Genomic DNA, 15,285 nt, shown 5'->3' on the forward strand with positions numbered 1-15,285 from the left:
ATGGGATGTGGGACTTCCTATTATTGGTGAGTTGATGCAATCTCAGTTTTCAAGGTCTTCAACAGCTCTTCACCGCGAGATCCGGCAGCGTCTACATAGGCACTTGCCGTTGCTTCACTGCGAGCACGGAAGACGTTGCGTTCTTCTTCTGAGAGAACCACCAGATTGATCTCAGGCTTGTTCGACTTAATGGTGTCGAGACGTTTCTGGTTGAAGTCAGCGACCACACCATCAATGAAACCTGACATTCCAGCCATTGTTTCTTTTACAAGCTTCTGACGGTCTGGAGAGAGTGTGTCGAACCAATCAGTTCCGGCAACAACGGTGGTGACGAGTTCCTGTTCGCCAGCCCAGATCAGGTAATCCGTAACCTCATAGAACTTCATCTCTTCGATGGTTGGAACAGGGTTTACCTGTCCATCTACCGCACCAAGCTGCAGAGCGCCAAAGACCTCACCAAATGGCAGCGGTGTTGGGCTCGCGCCCATGTTCTTGTAGGTCTCCAATAAAATCGGAGAGACCATAACGCGCATTTTGAAGTTGGAGAAGTCATCCGGATTGCGGATTTCTTTGTTGGTGGTCCAGACCTGAGGTCCTTCTGAATACATGGTCAGGACTTCTAAGCCACGCTTGCGGAAATCCTCATTCAGATCACCGTAAATGGTCTCGGAGTTGTTCAGAATGTTTGAGACTGCTTTGGCGTCAGATGGAAAGAGATACGGCAGCAGAAAAATCTGACTTTCCGGGACGATGGTGCCCAGATTACCGATGGATACGTTGGTGAACTGGATGAGGCCATCCGTCGCCTGCTCTACCGTATCCGTTGGTGTGCCAAGCGTTCCCATCGGGTAGATCGTGATGGTCACGTCCCCATCGGTCTTGGTTTCAATGCGCTTCTTAAACTCCTGCGCATAGGCATCCATGATCGAGCCTGGAATTTCCTCGATAGCGAATTTCCAGTCTTCTGCATAAGCGCTTAGCGGGACTGTGCCCAGAACCATTGCAGCTGTTAGTGTCTTTAGCGATTTAAGAATTGAGTTCATTTCATCCTCCCACAGAACTAGTTCCCAATCTTCCTCGCCGCTAGCACACTAGATGTTGAACCTAGAAAAAATATCAAATAAGTTATGTTTACATGAAATATATCAATGTAATTAAATTATCTGAGAACAGGAAGATCATTAGATGAAACTTCTCCGAAACAATCTGCTTGAAGCATTTTGTGCTGTCGTGGAATGTGGTGGTTTTTCTGAGGCGCAGTTCAGGCTGGGTATATCTCAATCGGCGATCAGCTGCCGCATCCGGGATCTGGAACTTGCGCTTGGATATCGCGTCTGTGAGCGCGGTCGCAGTGGTTTCCAACTCACTGAACGCGGTAAGATTGCCTATGAGAAAGCCTGCGAAATTATCCGCCTGGTTGAGGATTTCGACGCTGAACTGCTCGAGTTGCGTGGGACGATTACCGGACAGCTGCGCATTGGCATTGTTGATACGGTGATCAGCCTTCCGGGGTTTCCGCTAGTCCCTGCCTTACAGCGGTTTTTCTCAAAAGAGAACGACGTCAATCTGGAGCTGGTTGTTGCCTCTCCGAATGACTTGAAAGAAGGGCTGATTACGGGAAGTCTGCATATCGCGATTGCACCGTTTAAACGAAAGCGCGATGAGCTTGAATACATCAAAGTCTGCAGTGAAAATCACTATATGTACTGCGGTCAGGCGCATGACTTGTTTGCATGTGAAACCGATGAAATCTCGCCGGACATCCTGAACAATCACGCTGTGTGCCAGCGCTCCTACGACATGATCGTTGCACGAGATGCCAAAGCCCCAGAACCCAAAGCGATTGTCACGAATATGGAAGCAGCCGCGGCTCTCATTTTGAGTGGGAAGTTCCTCGGTGTCCTCCCCGATCACTACGCCACCCAGTGGGTCAATACAGGCGAGATGCGCCTTCTGGAACATCCAGATCTGACCTGGACATCAGAGTTTTACATCGCCTCACGCAAATCCCAAGCGCACCGACAGGCTGTCGAGTGGTTCATCAAAGCGTTGCTGCATGGTTTGTAGGTGTTCGCAATCAAACACTGGACAGTAAGATGCTTGGAGAGCCTGACGACATTGATCGTCAAGAAGAAAAGCTAACTTGCATCCCTGAATAGATTCATGTCTTACAAAAATCTGGGCTTGAATTAAAAATTGCCCTGCTTCAGGAATTAACTTTTTTATGTAACTGCTTACGTATCACTGTAAATGTCGCCAGTAAGAAAATTGTGATCCAGAATTCCCGTTTTCGAACTGTGTAGGTATACATCCAAGCTCCTGCCTGACCGACTATAAACGGAAAGAAGAAAACCAAGAAACGTTCCATTTCGTTGTTCCACTTCAGAATAAAGACGCTTCGCATGATATGATAAAGAAAGAAAAAATACCCCATGAATCCGACAACTCCTGAGGTTGCCAGAAGCGCGACATAGGTGCTGTGGATCTCGAACTCGTGGTAAACCCCCTCAATGTTGCCAAGGCCAACACCCAAGATTGGACGATCTGAAAATGCAGTAAAGCCAGCCAAAATATTGCTGAAGTAAAAGCCTGTGGAGAAGTTCTCCAAGCCTGATTTCGTGAATTTTGCCTCAAAACGCCACATTGCACCTTCCACTGTTGAAAGAGAAAGGGAAATTACAAAGAAAACCAGAACGCCTATCACAATAGAAGAAATGACAAACATGCTGCCAACTCGTGCATCTGAGCTTTTACGTGAAACAACCATAAGAATGAGCAACAGGAGAAGAAAACCAATTACAAGGCCTAAAAGTGAGGCACGTTTTCCTGTCAAGATGAGCGCTAACAAGATTGTCAAAACCATTGAGGCATTTAAAAACGTTCGTGGGATCAAGCCTGACAATATGGCCGCTAAACCAATCGTAGAGAACACCAAAAAGTAGTTTCCGGCCTGCCCTGTATTACGGAAACTACCTGCCAATCCGCCAACAACTGGGTTCAGATGTGGGAAGACAAAGAGTACTGCAATACCGTATAGCGCCAATAGCGAGGCGCCTAAAAGGAGCGCTTTAGTTAGCTTTCTGGCGAAGGCTAAATCCATTTTCTCAGGTAATAAGTTAAGAAGTGCGAGCGAAAACAGAACAGCAAATATATGAACGCATAACTCGATGTAAGCGCCCTGCTGATCATCAGCAAAAGTGCCTGAAATGAAAAAAATTGCAAAAATCGGTAAGATGCTGAGATAATGGCGCGTTATGCGAATTCTTCCACCATTTCGCATAATCATCAGAAATGACAGGCCAATCAGCAGGATGAGGATCAGATCTCCTATTGAGACACGCCCTCCAATTCCTTGCCCTGGAGGTGACAAGGTTTTAGTCAGCCCTGATGCCACAGTCGCCAGCCAGACGCAAAAGAGAGCAATTTTTGAAGTACTTAACGTCATTGTTTGCCCGACATTTTTTGCATTCCGGCTGTCTGGTCAGCAGTAAAGCCGACTTTCCTGATTTGCCTTCCCAACTGAGCATCTCCTTCTGCTGGAGAAAAACGCTCAGCACCATTTCCTGGGAAGAATGTCATTTCGCCTAGTTTGAGGCCCTTTGGCATGAAATAGAAATCTACGCGGACAAATCCGAAGCCTTTTGATAGCTGGCGTGCTGCCTCAAGGGCTTGACCAAGCAAGGCTGGCTTGCGCATTGGGACCGGATTGCGCTCATAGCACATTGAATAAGGGAGAAGTTGCCAACTCGTATCATACAGTTGGCGCGTGTGATGGGTGTACCGGCCATGATCGACCTGAACAGCAAAAGGCTCACCGTCTGCACAAAAGAACTTGAAGTCCTTAGGTGGATTGCCTGTTTCATCACGTAGCAAAGGCTCTACGATAATCCGTTTGCTAAGTCCTTTGTAGTTAGGTTCACGGCTGCGCTTGTAATAATCCTCTGAGAACCAACTACGGAAAATCTCCAAGTCTTCCATAGAGAAGGCACGACCATTCTGGGCAGTCCTGATTAAAGCTTCACCACTGCCATGGGTGGACTTGGCAATAAGCTCACCTTCGAAATGAAACGCTTCAATATCCCAAGTATTTTTAAATACGCCGAGCGTTGGTACAATCAAATGCTCCATACCAATCTCAGCGAGCCATTTTTTGACTTCGGCCTTGTCGGTCACCCGACTTGCGAGTGCAAGATCCCCCCGAAAATCCCATTTTTGCGCAAGGATATGCTCGTTAAAACTGCGTGGTTTCCGCGGGTTCGGAAAATATCCCAAGCGTTTCCGTGCGTTTAAGACAGAAAGTGCATTATCCCAGAAATGTCCGGTTGGAAGGAAGTTTTGTAGCTTCATGAGCTGTCACTCCTGGTCACGAGGTGAGAGTGTTAGATAAGAAAGTCGCCACACTCCGCAAGCTAACCAGCGAAGGCCCAGTGACCATGAAAGAATGGCTGCAGAGGATGCAATCGCTGCACCGTTGATGCCCAGATACGGGATCAACGTCGCGTTTGCAGCAACGGAGAAAACACCCGATGCAAAGAAGATCCAAGCTGTGCGCTTCTGGTGTCCTTGCATATAAAGCGCTTGCATAGTTGCTCCGTTTGCGGCCACAGCCAGATTAGCAGCGCAAAGGATGAGCATCACTGGATAGGCTGCCAGATATTCTGGCCCTGCTAACAAGGTGATAATTTCGTCTCCCCAGACTGCGAGTGCCACGAGAGCAAACAGGCCAAAGGCGATTGAGAAGAGAACACTTTTGCGAAGGTATCCTGAGATTTTCGAGGGAGCTGCCGATTTGTCTGCTGTCGCAAGATAGGGCGCGTAAAGATGACCGATGGCTTGCACGCCGAATGTGACAAGCACTGATGCCTGAGCGGCGATGCGGTAGATTCCAGCTTCTTTTTCCCCGGCAAGCACACCCAGAAGTATCGTGTCGATCTGCCGATTGAAGATCAGAAGTCCAGTCACAATCGCAAAGGGAGCGACGAGGTGTAGCCATTCACGGCCACCCATACGGTCTTCTTTTGGGACCGGTAGCAGGTTGCCAAGATATGGGCGGGAAAGTACCAGGCTCATTATTGTGATCGCGATTGCAGCTGCGATGTAGACTGCAACAGCGAACCTCCAGCCTTGTGCCTGCATTTGCTCTGTCAATAAAAAGGCAGTTGCCAGGACGAGCAGTGGCACAAGTACAGTTCCGACAAGGATTGCTGCATTAGGCCGGAAGCTGCCGCGTAGAACCCCCTCCATCAAGCCTGTGAGGCACAGGAATGGCAGAGCCAGAGAGAAGAGTGCGACACTTACAACAAAGGCATTTGCGTTTTCACTTAATGCAACAGCTGTCCAAAGGCACACCATTGGCACGCCTGCATAAAGAAGCGACAAGCGCAGTCCTGTTGCCAGGAGAGGTCCGGCCTGCTCTGCTCCGCTGCGTTCACGGGCAATGGCCACATGCTTGGTGATCAACGTGGATGCACCGTTTTTAATCGGGATTGCCAGCAACATTATTGTTGCGAGCCCGAACGCAAAGACACCAAAAGCTGAAGGTCCAAGTATTCGTGCCAGATAAATTGTCATGGCAGCACCTGCCAAGGCCTCAGTGCCTTTGAGGGCCAGCACCTTGATGCCAGCCTGATGTCTGAGCAGGCGAGCGATCATAGCAGTGGTTCCTTTTCAGAACACCTGAACCGTTTTGGCTTAGGAGCCAGTCGCATGGTTTTCATTTTGGTTTGCACGGGACTAGAAATATCTCTCTGGAATACGGATGCTATCACCAGGGCGCAGATATAGACGTGCACCTGTCAGGTTCACCGGCACTTCATAGTTGCTGCCAACTGGCCGAATGAAGATGTTTGATGTATTCGCGCGATAAGAATATCCACCAGCAACAGCAATGGCGTCCTGAAGGGTCAGTCCGTTCTTATAGGAGTACTCTCCTGGCCGTGCGACTTCTCCCTGAATGAAGAACGGGCGTGAGCTGATAACCTCCAGGCTCACGCGTGGTTCTTTCAAGTAGCCGTCTTTGAGTGCGGTGATGATGCGGGATTCCAGCTCTTTTACACTGCTGTTGCCAGCTGGAATATCACCGATGAGAGGTAGATCGAGCTTCCCCTGATCATCGACAACAAACTCACCTGAAAGGTCCGGCTCTCCAAACACCATGACACGCAGTTTGTCACTTGGACCAAGCCGATACACCTCAGGCTGTGAAAAGACACGGCCAGATGCCATCTGGCTTTGCGTGTTATGTTCTGCGAACTCGCCCGAAGCGCAGCCCTGCAGAAGGCCAAGGATAACGAGACCTGTTAAGCCATTGAGCAGTTTCTGCTTCACACCAATTCCCTTTTCTTCTGTCTCAACTCTCTTTCATCCTGCCGCTGGCGTGGTTGCGAACCAATGCCGGACAAGAAAGAGTAAACCGATGATTTTGCGTACCAAAGTTGATCTGGAATGGACTTTAAAGGCATTCTGAAACGCTTACAGTACAGAGGTTTTGACCTAGGCCGTTGCCTGCAAAATAGAGGTGTAGTGGTCAACTACTATTCTCTCATCAAAGGTCTGTTCAGCCTTTTTGCGTGAGGCTTGACCCATCTCATTTATTGCGGTCTCACTCATCATAAGAAACTGCCGCATTGCAGTTTCAATTGATTGCGTGCTTCTTGGCTCACAGAGGAAGCCATTCTGACCTTCATCAACCACGTCCTTGCATCCTGGAATGGTCGTTGTGATGATGGGACGGCCCATAGCAGCGGCTTCAAGCAGCGATCTTGGTGTGCCTTCCCGGTAGTAGGAAGGAAGCACAACACAATCTGCGTCAGCGACAACCGGACGAACATCTTTTACTGAGCCCAGGTATTCAACGACCCCATCGGCTGTCAGTCTTTTCATATCGTCTTCACTTAATGCACCGGCCTTTCCGGAGCCTGACGGACCCAATAAGACGAAGCGGGCATCCGGAAAGTTGGGAGACAGAGCACGAGCTGCCTCGACAAACTCCATAACCCCCTTCTCGCGCAACATCCGCGCGACGAGTGTAAAAGTTCGGCGATGACTGTTGCCCGGAAGAGTCGTTGAATGGAAATTTGTAAGATCAACGCCTGACCCAGGCAAAAGGCAGGCTTGCTCTTTGGAAATCAGACTTGTTTTGACAAAAAAGGCAAGATCCTCAGGGTTTTGAAGGAAAACCCGCGGGCATCTGCGAAATGCAGATCGATAGAGCCCTTTGATTAGACGGGCGAACAGATCATCACGGTCAAAGACACTGCCCATTCCTGTAATATTCGGGATAAACGGAATACTGAGCAAGCGCGCAGACAGAGCTCCGTAAATGTTGGGCTTAATTGTAAAGCCCAATGCGGCATCGGGTCGATACCGTCGTGTAATGCCGAAGATCCGCAGGAGCAGCTTTAGTTCAGCGACAACAGAGGTTCCAGTGGCATCCATGGGGAGTTCTATGTATGTCACACCCATTTTTTTGAAATCTGGCGTGTAGTCATCGCGAGGGGCCGCTGCAATCAGCTCATGCCCTTCTCGCAGTAACTGCTCAATCAAAGTACGCCGGAAGTTGATTAGTTTAAAGCTGCTGTTGGCAACAAGAAGTATTCTCATTTGTCTTGTTCAATCAAGTAAACTAGGTATAACAACAAACCCACCTGCCCTTGCTGCTGCCCCTTCAGAGCGACTGAGCAACCCAAATACAAGTTGATTTCTGATCCATGCTGGCCTGCACTGCAGTGCCTGAGCACGATTGCTGTAAGATTAAATTTTTACTGAACATTCCCAGTGAACACTTGGCACCCAAAGCAACCTAGGACGTAAATATTTTACAAGAAGCGATTAAGTCAATTCAATAAAATGATTTTGCGAAGTATTGTGAGGATTACGCAAATTGAAATCTAACTTAATAAATTACCATTACCATTTCATTCTAATTATACTAAATTATCTACTATAACACAGCGTTCTTCTCTTAACATATCTCACGAATATTCTGAAAAACTGAGAGGATAGATTGAATTTTTCAAAACCAGTAGTCGTGCATGGGCAATCTAATTCCCATATTATTGAAGCGCAAAAACGTATGTTTTCCGCCAAAAAATACGCAGGATACAACTGGGCGGCATTTTATGGAAATTTTATGAAACATACTTCAATGCCGTTAAAGTATATATTAGTTAAAATTCTCGTATAATCGCAGATTAAAATAGTTAAACTATTATATGTATATTTATAAATTAAGTTATGTGACAATCTATATTTATCATATTGACTTTATTACTTGGAATCAAATACCTACCCCAATTGAAATCAGAATAGCATTGGTAAGAATTTTACGAAAACTCTAACTAATGCGATGCGTAGATCTGGTTTTCTGTTGCGTCATTCAGCGGGTGGTTGAGCTTTGCAGGGGATATAGGCAAAGCAAGACCGGCATGCAGTATCGCAAACAGTTCGTGAGGTAGCTCTTCTGAGGGTGTTGGGGGCTTGCTCAAATTGAGACCATGGCGGGATGAAGTATTTCTTTCCGTGAGCGACAGTAGTTAGAAGTGCACCATGATTAGAATATTCGATGTAGTCTTTAGTTTTGCTATCTTGCTGATTGTATCACCCATCATGATCTTGGTAGCTATCTTGGTACGCACCAGACTGGGCAGCCCAATCATTTTCAAGCAAGATCGTGCCGGACTAAACGGCGAAGTCTTCCAAATTTACAAGTTTCGGAGCATGACCGAGGAACGTGATGCATCTGGCAAACTTCTTCCGGACGATCAGCGACTAACCTTATTCGGTCGTATCTTGCGTGCAACAAGCATTGATGAGCTTCCAGGTTTCCTGAATGTTTTGAAGGGCGAAATGTCTGTTGTTGGGCCTCGTCCTCAACATGCTGGCTTTTTGAAGCACTATTCGAAGCGTCAAATGATGCGTCACTTTGTGAAACCAGGCATTACTGGCTGGGCACAGGTCAACGGACGCAACAGCATCGATTGGGATTCCAGATTCGAGCTGGATGTCTGGTACGTCGAGAACAAGAGTTTTTGGCTCGATATGAAAATCATCTTCATGACCATGATTATCGTTCTGCGTAGAGAAGGCATTAGCGCTGCGGGGCACGCAACCATGCCAGAATTTCAGGGCAGCCAACTTTCAGTGTCGCAGAAGGACTGAACTTTGCGAGTGAAAAGAGTGGGTTAAATTCCGCTCTTTTCCTCGGTGGTGAGGTCAGAATCGTTCAAGCAACGCCCAGAACATGCAGGCGCACAGAACGTCACTTTCATCTCATTAGACACGACATAAACGCATCGAGCTAGCACGAGCCTCTCTCGTCGGTCTGGGCCCGTCACAAAACAAAAACAGCAGCGGAAAATGAGTTCCAATCAAATGTGTAGCGTAAAGATATATCTGCTTTCCTTGGTGCTTACATGAATGGCGTGAAGTTCACTTTTGCAGCCTGCATGGCCGTTTCAGCTCTTGATGCTGCGACGGCTTCAGATCTTTCCAGCGCTCTCTTGCAAAACGGGGGCGGATATAGCCTGCGCTCTCATCCGGAATACAATGCTCAAGGTATTCGGCATGCAAACTGGGTTTTCATGCCATCCTTAACCTCCGGGCTCTCTTTCGACAGCAATCTTTATAAAACGAGAGATCATCAAGAAAGCAGCATGGTGGGCGTCTTTGCTCCAGCGCTTGCGATCAACTCAGACATGTCACGTCATCGCATTCACTTCGGCTTGTCTGGGCAACGTAAGCAGGTATTTTCCAATTCAGATGCCTCCACGTTGTCAGGACGCGCTTCAGCTGGAGCACAGCTTGAAGTCCTTAAAGATTTTGCATTGGACCTCGGCACAAGCATTGAATCCAGACAATATGGGTTGGGTGATGCGGATGGCCCTTCAGACGCAAAACACGGCGTAAGACGTGATGCTTACTCCGCGTCTGCCCGGGTTTCAAAGGTCTTCAATCGCCTGAGGTTCATTGGCGGCGGTTCTGTAAATCATTACAACTACCATGACGTTGAGGCCAAGGATGGCGGCACCATTGATCAAGACGCACGCGATGGCACACGATATAATCTGCTAGGCAAAATCAATTATGCCTTTTCGCCGGGGTTCAGCGCTTTTGTTAGCGCGGAATTTGATGCGCGCGACTGGAAGGCGACCGGTGCAGAAAATCGGGACTCAAATGGGTTTGAGTTTCTGACGGGACTGGAGCTGGATAAACGCGGCAATCTGCACGGCGCTGCTGGTATCGGGTATCTCAGACAGGATTATGATCTGGGCAGCCGCGGAGACATTTCAACCTATTCTTTCAATGTTGATGTTCAATGGATGCCCTCTCCGCTCCTGGTCGTAAACTTCGACGGGCGCCAAGCGGTGGAAGAGAGCTCACTGGACGGATATGTCAGCAAACTCACCTCAACCGCAAAAGTTTCAATGGATTACGAACTCCGACGGAACTTTGTCATTTCACCAATTTTCTCTTTCAAACGCGAGGACTTCGCAGGCACCAGCCGCAGCGACGATACACTGCGTGCGAGACTGGAAACAAAACATCTCATCAACCGCAACCTGAAGTTCGGTGCCTACTATGACTTTGAGAGGCTCAAGTCTACTGAAGCTGCAAGCAGCTACAGCCGGCATCTGATAGGGATCAACGCAAGAGTAGAGTATTGAGATCCATGCAAAATTCCCTAGCATCGAATGCCACACCAGAAGACACAATCAATCTTCGACTGGTTTTTCAGTTTTTGCGCAATTACTGGCTGGTGATCCTCAGTGTCACTGGCATTGTCACCATCCTTGGTGTCACATATTCTATGGTAACTTCGCCTAAATACACAGCAATTACCTCAGTCTACATTGAAACAAGGGCTGCGAATGTAGTTGATGTTAAAGCAATACTTAGTGGTTTTGGCTCCGACGACAAACTCTTGAAGAGTCAGATCGAAATTTTCAGCTCAAATGCTGTTGCTAAGCGCGTCATCAATGAACATGACTTAGAGAATTCATCAGAGTTTCAACTCACTCCTTCTTATCTATCGGAGGTGTTTGCGAAGATCACCGGTGAACCTCCTGCATCAGCCAGTCTTGAGCAACGAGTTCTCAACGGGCTTAATGTTACGTTGAACCGCAATACCACCGTTGTGGACCTCTCTTATCAAGCAAACTCTCCTGAGATGGCTGCTAACCTAGCAAATGGTTTTGCTGATGCTTATCTAGCAGACCGATTGGCAACCAAATACGATGCCATTCGCGAAGCAAGTGAATGGTTGAGCGTTCGCCTGTCCGAGCTCGGCGTGAAAGTCCGCAGTTCTGAGCAAGCTGTTGAACAATTCAGAAGTGAATTCAACCTGCAGGTTGCGGGTGGTGGGACGATCAATGAGAGACAGATCGCCACATTGAATCAACAACTTGTATTCGCGCAAACAAAAACTGCTGAAGCTCAAGCCCGAGTCGACCAAATTGAGAAGGTCCGTGTCCGAGGTGGCTCTACCTCATCGTTTGCTGATGCTGCACAATCTGCGGTGATTACTCAGTTACGTGCAAAAGCATCTGAAGTAGAACGCAAAGAGGCAGCACTTACTGTAAAATATAGTCATAAGCATCCAGCAGTGGTGAGTGTTCGCTCTCAGTTGATTGATCTGCGTCAGCAAATTGAAAAAGAGTTGCAGCGTATTGTTGACACCGCTCAAAATGAACTAGCAGTTGCAGAACGTCGTGAAACTTCAATCTTTGACAGCCTTGAAAAATTGCGTGATGTAACAAGTACAGAAAATCATGCGCAGGTGTACTTACGTGAGTTGGTTCGAGAAGCAGCTGCAAACAGAACTCTTTATGAATCTTTTCTTGCACGCCTTAAGGAAACTCAAGAGTTTGAGAAGATGGATTCTGTTAGCAGTAGGGTATTAAGCCGCGCAGAAATTCCGAGTCTCGCCAGCTTTCCAAATAAGAGATTGTTTCTCGTTGTCTCTCTAGTTTTGGGTCTGATTATCGGAACTTTGCTTGCACTTATCATCGAGCTTTTCGACAGCACATTAAAAACAAAAGAAGACGTTGAAAGCCGCATCGGCCTCCCGCTCTTTTCGCAAGTGCCACTGATAGACCATTACGCTACTAAGTCGCGTATGACCTCAATCTTTGGCTTCTTAATGGCTAAAAGTCCACGTACGCAACGAAATTATAAAAGCAGCCATGCATTAAATAAAGGAATTTTTAAGTTTGCATCGGCAAACCCACTGAGCCATTACGCGGAATCCATTCGCGAATTGCGATCACGGGTCAAATTCTCGCGTCTGGACAACCCGATCAAAACATTGCTGATTACCTCGGCCATTCCAGGAGAAGGCAAATCCACCATTTCACGCAATCTGGCTCACTACACTGCGAAGGCTGGAGAGCGGGTGCTGTTTATTGATGCCGATATGCGTCGTCAGATCTCGGCAGATGCGCCGGGAGATCTGAATGAAAAGAGCCTTGCAGATGTCCTGACAGGAAAAGTGACCTTTGCTGAGGCTACCAAACATGAAGAAGGCTCAAACCTTTATTATTTGCCTGCTCCAAGTCACAGAGAACTCTGGGAGACAGCCGAACTGCTCTCTTCCAAAGCAATGAAAACACTGCTGGATGGAGCCAGTAAGTCTTTTGATCTGGTTATCATCGATAGTCCTCCAACATTACCACTGATTGACAGCCGTGTACTCTCTCATGTCGTTGACGCAACCGTGCTGGTTGCCTCATGGAACCATACGGACGGCGGTTTAGTTGAGCAGGCAAAAGACCTCCTGGATCAAACTCCAGGAAAGACGCTCGGAGTCATTTTGAACAATTTCGATGTGAGCAAAGCCAAACTCAACAAACACCAGGCGTCTTATGGATACGGCTATTATAAGTGATCGATTAGCCAGGATAGCCAAGTAAGTTCCACCCTCCATGGTCTAGCAGGACTGACCATGGAGGGTACTCTCAACTCTCCAGAAACACTGCAATATCGCTTCAAGTCCGCCCATTTTCCTGAGCCACGATTTATCAGTGCGTTACTAAGTAATCTCTTGCCACTCTGACCTGCTACGCATTGCATCCCGGTTTATTTGTGATGTAGGAAGCTGAATGCTCGGCTCTTATGATCAGGGGATGCACCTTGTCTGAACAAATCGAAAATGCGGCCAGAAAACTGGCTGATCACTTTGACACTTCTAGTCCTCTGTTTCCAACGGCCAGTGGATCACCTAAAGCTTTTGCGAATGGCTTAGAGGATGCCCAAAAACGTATGGAAGAGCGTTTTACTGCGTTATGCGAACTGGCTGCATTGCTGGATCGCGAGACTGAAAAGAGTGAAGTGGCGCAGGGAGCTGCGATTGATCTGTTCCAGTGCTCCGGCTTTTTCTACCTGGCATTGATGCAATACTCTGAAAACCTGCCAAATTCGCTGCTGATGGCGGGCTATGACATTTCGGTTGGCCGCATGCCTCCGGTTGTCTCAAAGGCGCTCAAGCACGTTTCCTTTACGATGAAGAGTGCTATTGCGGAGGACATCACCTTCATGTGCCCTCACCTTTCTAACCTCACCGAGAAGGATGAGTTTGAAGGACGAGCACAAGTGATTTTGGATAAAGTACTGGCGCAAGCCATTGCCCGCACAGCTCATGCGGTCTCTTCACTGGAAGAAAACGAAAAACTCGACGGTTATGAGATCACCGAGGAAGACAATGCCCTGCGTGCGCGTTGTCAGACTTGTACCGAGTTGCTTGCAAAACTCGTCAAACATTCTGCTAACCCACGTGAGCATGCAGAACGCGTTAATGCGTTTCAGGCATTCCTTGGTAACGCCTAAACGAGCCTGATTGATCAAGCCATGGGATCCTTCCGTATCCCGTGGCTGCCTTGGCATCTCTACCAGGTTTTGCTTCTCAAATGACACCTGATGAGAACGTCATCTAGTTTTCGACAGTTAGAGTGGCATCGCATATGGCGTCTTCGACTGCCCAGAGGCGGTCCTGCCCCCATATACCGGTGGCTCCAACTCGAAAGCTGGGCACGCCCCAAAGCCCGAGCTCTGTAAGTTCCTTGCGGTTTTGCTCTGTTCTTGCACGCCAATCTTCATTGTCGACGACCAGACGTGCCTGCTGCCAATCCAGACCAGCATCTGAGAGGATGCGTGACAAGCCTTTATCTGTGCTTGCATCAACACCTTTCGCCCACACGCCAGTCATAAAGGCACTGCAAAATTCCCTAAGCCTGTCATTCTTCTCAGCAAACTCGAGGAGTGAGTAGCCTCGCTCGATTGCTGTTCCCAGTGGGTCGCAAATCCGGCCAAATGGAATGGCATGCAAACGGGCTTCACGCGCGGCATCAGCCAAAATGTACTTCCGCTTCATAGGCGGTACTGGCAAGCCACGCATGACCATGGGCAAGACGGGTCGAATGTTCAGCTTTACCCCCTGCCGATCAGCCAGAGTGCATGTGCGGTCAAACGCCAGGTACGAGTATGGACTCCGGAACGACAGGAAAAAATCGACCTCTATATGTGCTGGCGGTCTATGAGAATGTCGCCTTTGCGCTACTGCTGGCGCCAACTTGGAGGCTGAAGGCCCAAGTCCAAGCTCATGCAGGCGATCCTGGAGATAGTGTAGCCGGTCGATGCCCCAATACCATTCATCGCCATAATAAAAGGTCGCACCAAGATAGTGTCCGTATTTTGCCAGGAGCGCATCACCGCAGGTTTTGGCTTGATCAACCTTGTCGCCCTCCACTGAAGATTGGAGTTTTTCTCCAGACCACAATTTAGTACTTATTTCCAGCAGCTTACTCACGCATGCATCGTTGGCGAGTTCCTCTGCCATTAGCGTTTCAGCTTGACTGATTTGAGCTTCATCTGGAGGTTCAAAAGGCCTGCCTGTCAGGCCGTAATGTTTGGCAAGGAAGGCCGCATCCACGGAAGCATATGCTTCCAACGCTGACCTTTCTGGTACGGCCCAGTCAGGCGGGCCAGAGATCAAATGGATCTTCAGGGCGACTGCATAGTGCCGCTGAAAGTCGCCAAGCATTTGAAGTGTTAGGTGAGCGTATGGATCCGCAGCATGATGAAAATAGTGTACTTCATGCGCCTCACCTCGTCGGCTTCGTTGTTTTTCGTAGGAGGCCCGTTTTCGCTGCACTCTGGTTTCACTCGTAATGTATTCTGCAATTCTCGACTTTATTGCTGAGTGAAACGACATAGAGACGGCTCCTCCATCCAAGAGTGAGAGGCAACGTTAACCTGCTATTTCTTTTGCTGCAACGAGGCGTTTGATTGATG

12 protein-coding genes are annotated in these 15,285 nt (G+C 48.2%); 5 read left to right on the forward strand and 7 right to left on the reverse strand.

Going from position 1 to position 15,285, the window contains the following annotated elements; genetic code table 11:
* Positions 1 to 20: 20 nt before the first annotated feature.
* Positions 21 to 1,043, reverse strand: coding sequence for a TRAP transporter substrate-binding protein (locus tag DHN43_RS24610; RefSeq protein WP_108820410.1), 1,023 nt, complete (start codon positions 1,041 to 1,043; stop codon positions 21 to 23).
* Positions 1,044 to 1,185: 142 nt separating this feature from the next.
* Between DHN43_RS24610 and DHN43_RS24615 the strand changes: the two genes are divergently transcribed.
* Complete coding sequence (locus DHN43_RS24615) at positions 1,186 to 2,067, forward strand: LysR family transcriptional regulator (RefSeq protein ID WP_057465201.1); 882 nt, start codon at positions 1,186 to 1,188, stop codon at positions 2,065 to 2,067.
* A gap of 139 nt (positions 2,068 to 2,206) precedes the next feature.
* On the opposite strand, the gene DHN43_RS24620 is transcribed toward DHN43_RS24615, so the two are convergent.
* The 5 genes from DHN43_RS24620 to DHN43_RS24640 all read right to left on the reverse strand — a co-directional run bounded on the left by DHN43_RS24620 (position 2,207) and on the right by DHN43_RS24640 (position 7,602).
* Entirely contained in the window at positions 2,207 to 3,445 is a 1,239-nt protein-coding gene (locus tag DHN43_RS24620; RefSeq protein ID WP_063304888.1) for an O-antigen ligase family protein, read from the reverse strand.
* Entirely contained in the window at positions 3,442 to 4,347 is a 906-nt protein-coding gene (locus tag DHN43_RS24625) for an ATP-grasp fold amidoligase family protein (RefSeq protein ID WP_108820411.1), read from the reverse strand. Before DHN43_RS24625 ends, DHN43_RS24620 begins: the two co-directional genes overlap by 4 nt.
* Before the next feature lie 6 nt (positions 4,348 to 4,353).
* Positions 4,354 to 5,652, reverse strand: a complete 1,299-nt coding sequence (locus DHN43_RS24630) for an oligosaccharide flippase family protein (protein WP_108820412.1) — start codon at positions 5,650 to 5,652, stop codon at positions 4,354 to 4,356.
* 81 nt (positions 5,653 to 5,733) lie between these two features.
* Positions 5,734 to 6,327 carry a polysaccharide biosynthesis/export family protein gene (locus tag DHN43_RS24635; RefSeq protein WP_208986661.1) on the reverse strand — a complete coding sequence of 198 codons (594 nt, stop codon included), beginning with the start codon at positions 6,325 to 6,327 and terminating at the stop codon, positions 5,734 to 5,736.
* Positions 6,328 to 6,492: 165 nt separating this feature from the next.
* Entirely contained in the window at positions 6,493 to 7,602 is a 1,110-nt protein-coding gene (locus tag DHN43_RS24640) for a glycosyltransferase family 4 protein (protein WP_108820413.1), read from the reverse strand.
* Between the two features lie 945 nt (positions 7,603 to 8,547).
* Here DHN43_RS24640 and DHN43_RS24645 point away from each other — a divergent pair.
* The 4 genes from DHN43_RS24645 (at position 8,548) to DHN43_RS24660 (ending at position 13,821) form a co-directional block, all read left to right on the forward strand.
* Positions 8,548 to 9,159: a sugar transferase gene (locus DHN43_RS24645; RefSeq protein WP_063296864.1), complete on the forward strand. Its 612-nt coding sequence runs from the start codon at positions 8,548 to 8,550 to the stop codon at positions 9,157 to 9,159.
* Between the two features lie 254 nt (positions 9,160 to 9,413).
* The gene (locus DHN43_RS24650; RefSeq protein WP_108820414.1) at positions 9,414 to 10,664 is read left to right on the forward strand and encodes an outer membrane beta-barrel protein; all 1,251 of its coding nucleotides are present in this window, start codon (positions 9,414 to 9,416) and stop codon (positions 10,662 to 10,664) included.
* Between the two features lie 5 nt (positions 10,665 to 10,669).
* Entirely contained in the window at positions 10,670 to 12,883 is a 2,214-nt protein-coding gene (locus DHN43_RS24655; RefSeq protein WP_108820415.1) for a GumC family protein, read from the forward strand.
* Positions 12,884 to 13,128: 245 nt separating this feature from the next.
* Positions 13,129 to 13,821 carry a hypothetical protein gene (locus tag DHN43_RS24660; protein ID WP_208995618.1) on the forward strand — a complete coding sequence of 231 codons (693 nt, stop codon included), beginning with the start codon at positions 13,129 to 13,131 and terminating at the stop codon, positions 13,819 to 13,821.
* 103 nt (positions 13,822 to 13,924) lie between these two features.
* Here the strand turns inward: DHN43_RS24660 and DHN43_RS24665 are convergent, their stop codons facing one another.
* Positions 13,925 to 15,205, reverse strand: coding sequence for a 2-hydroxychromene-2-carboxylate isomerase (locus DHN43_RS24665; RefSeq protein WP_108820417.1), 1,281 nt, complete (start codon positions 15,203 to 15,205; stop codon positions 13,925 to 13,927).
* Positions 15,206 to 15,285: the final 80 nt, after the last annotated feature.

The sequence above is a fragment of the Pseudovibrio sp. Alg231-02 genome (genome assembly GCF_900143565.1).
Classification (GTDB): domain Bacteria; phylum Pseudomonadota; class Alphaproteobacteria; order Rhizobiales; family Stappiaceae; genus Pseudovibrio.

Coding starts and splice junctions, on each gene's coding strand:
- DHN43_RS24610 (WP_108820410.1), bottom strand. CDS start 1,043: ATGAACTCAATTCTTAAATCGCTAAAGACACTAACAGCTGCAATGGTT.
- DHN43_RS24630 (WP_108820412.1), bottom strand. CDS start 5,652: ATGATCGCTCGCCTGCTCAGACATCAGGCTGGCATCAAGGTGCTGGCC.
- DHN43_RS24625 (WP_108820411.1), bottom strand. CDS start 4,347: ATGAAGCTACAAAACTTCCTTCCAACCGGACATTTCTGGGATAATGCA.
- DHN43_RS24650 (WP_108820414.1), top strand. CDS start 9,414: ATGAATGGCGTGAAGTTCACTTTTGCAGCCTGCATGGCCGTTTCAGCT.
- DHN43_RS24615 (WP_057465201.1), top strand. CDS start 1,186: ATGAAACTTCTCCGAAACAATCTGCTTGAAGCATTTTGTGCTGTCGTG.
- DHN43_RS24620 (WP_063304888.1), bottom strand. CDS start 3,445: ATGACGTTAAGTACTTCAAAAATTGCTCTCTTTTGCGTCTGGCTGGCG.
- DHN43_RS24645 (WP_063296864.1), top strand. CDS start 8,548: ATGATTAGAATATTCGATGTAGTCTTTAGTTTTGCTATCTTGCTGATT.
- DHN43_RS24640 (WP_108820413.1), bottom strand. CDS start 7,602: ATGAGAATACTTCTTGTTGCCAACAGCAGCTTTAAACTAATCAACTTC.
- DHN43_RS24665 (WP_108820417.1), bottom strand. CDS start 15,205: ATGTCGTTTCACTCAGCAATAAAGTCGAGAATTGCAGAATACATTACG.
- DHN43_RS24655 (WP_108820415.1), top strand. CDS start 10,670: ATGCAAAATTCCCTAGCATCGAATGCCACACCAGAAGACACAATCAAT.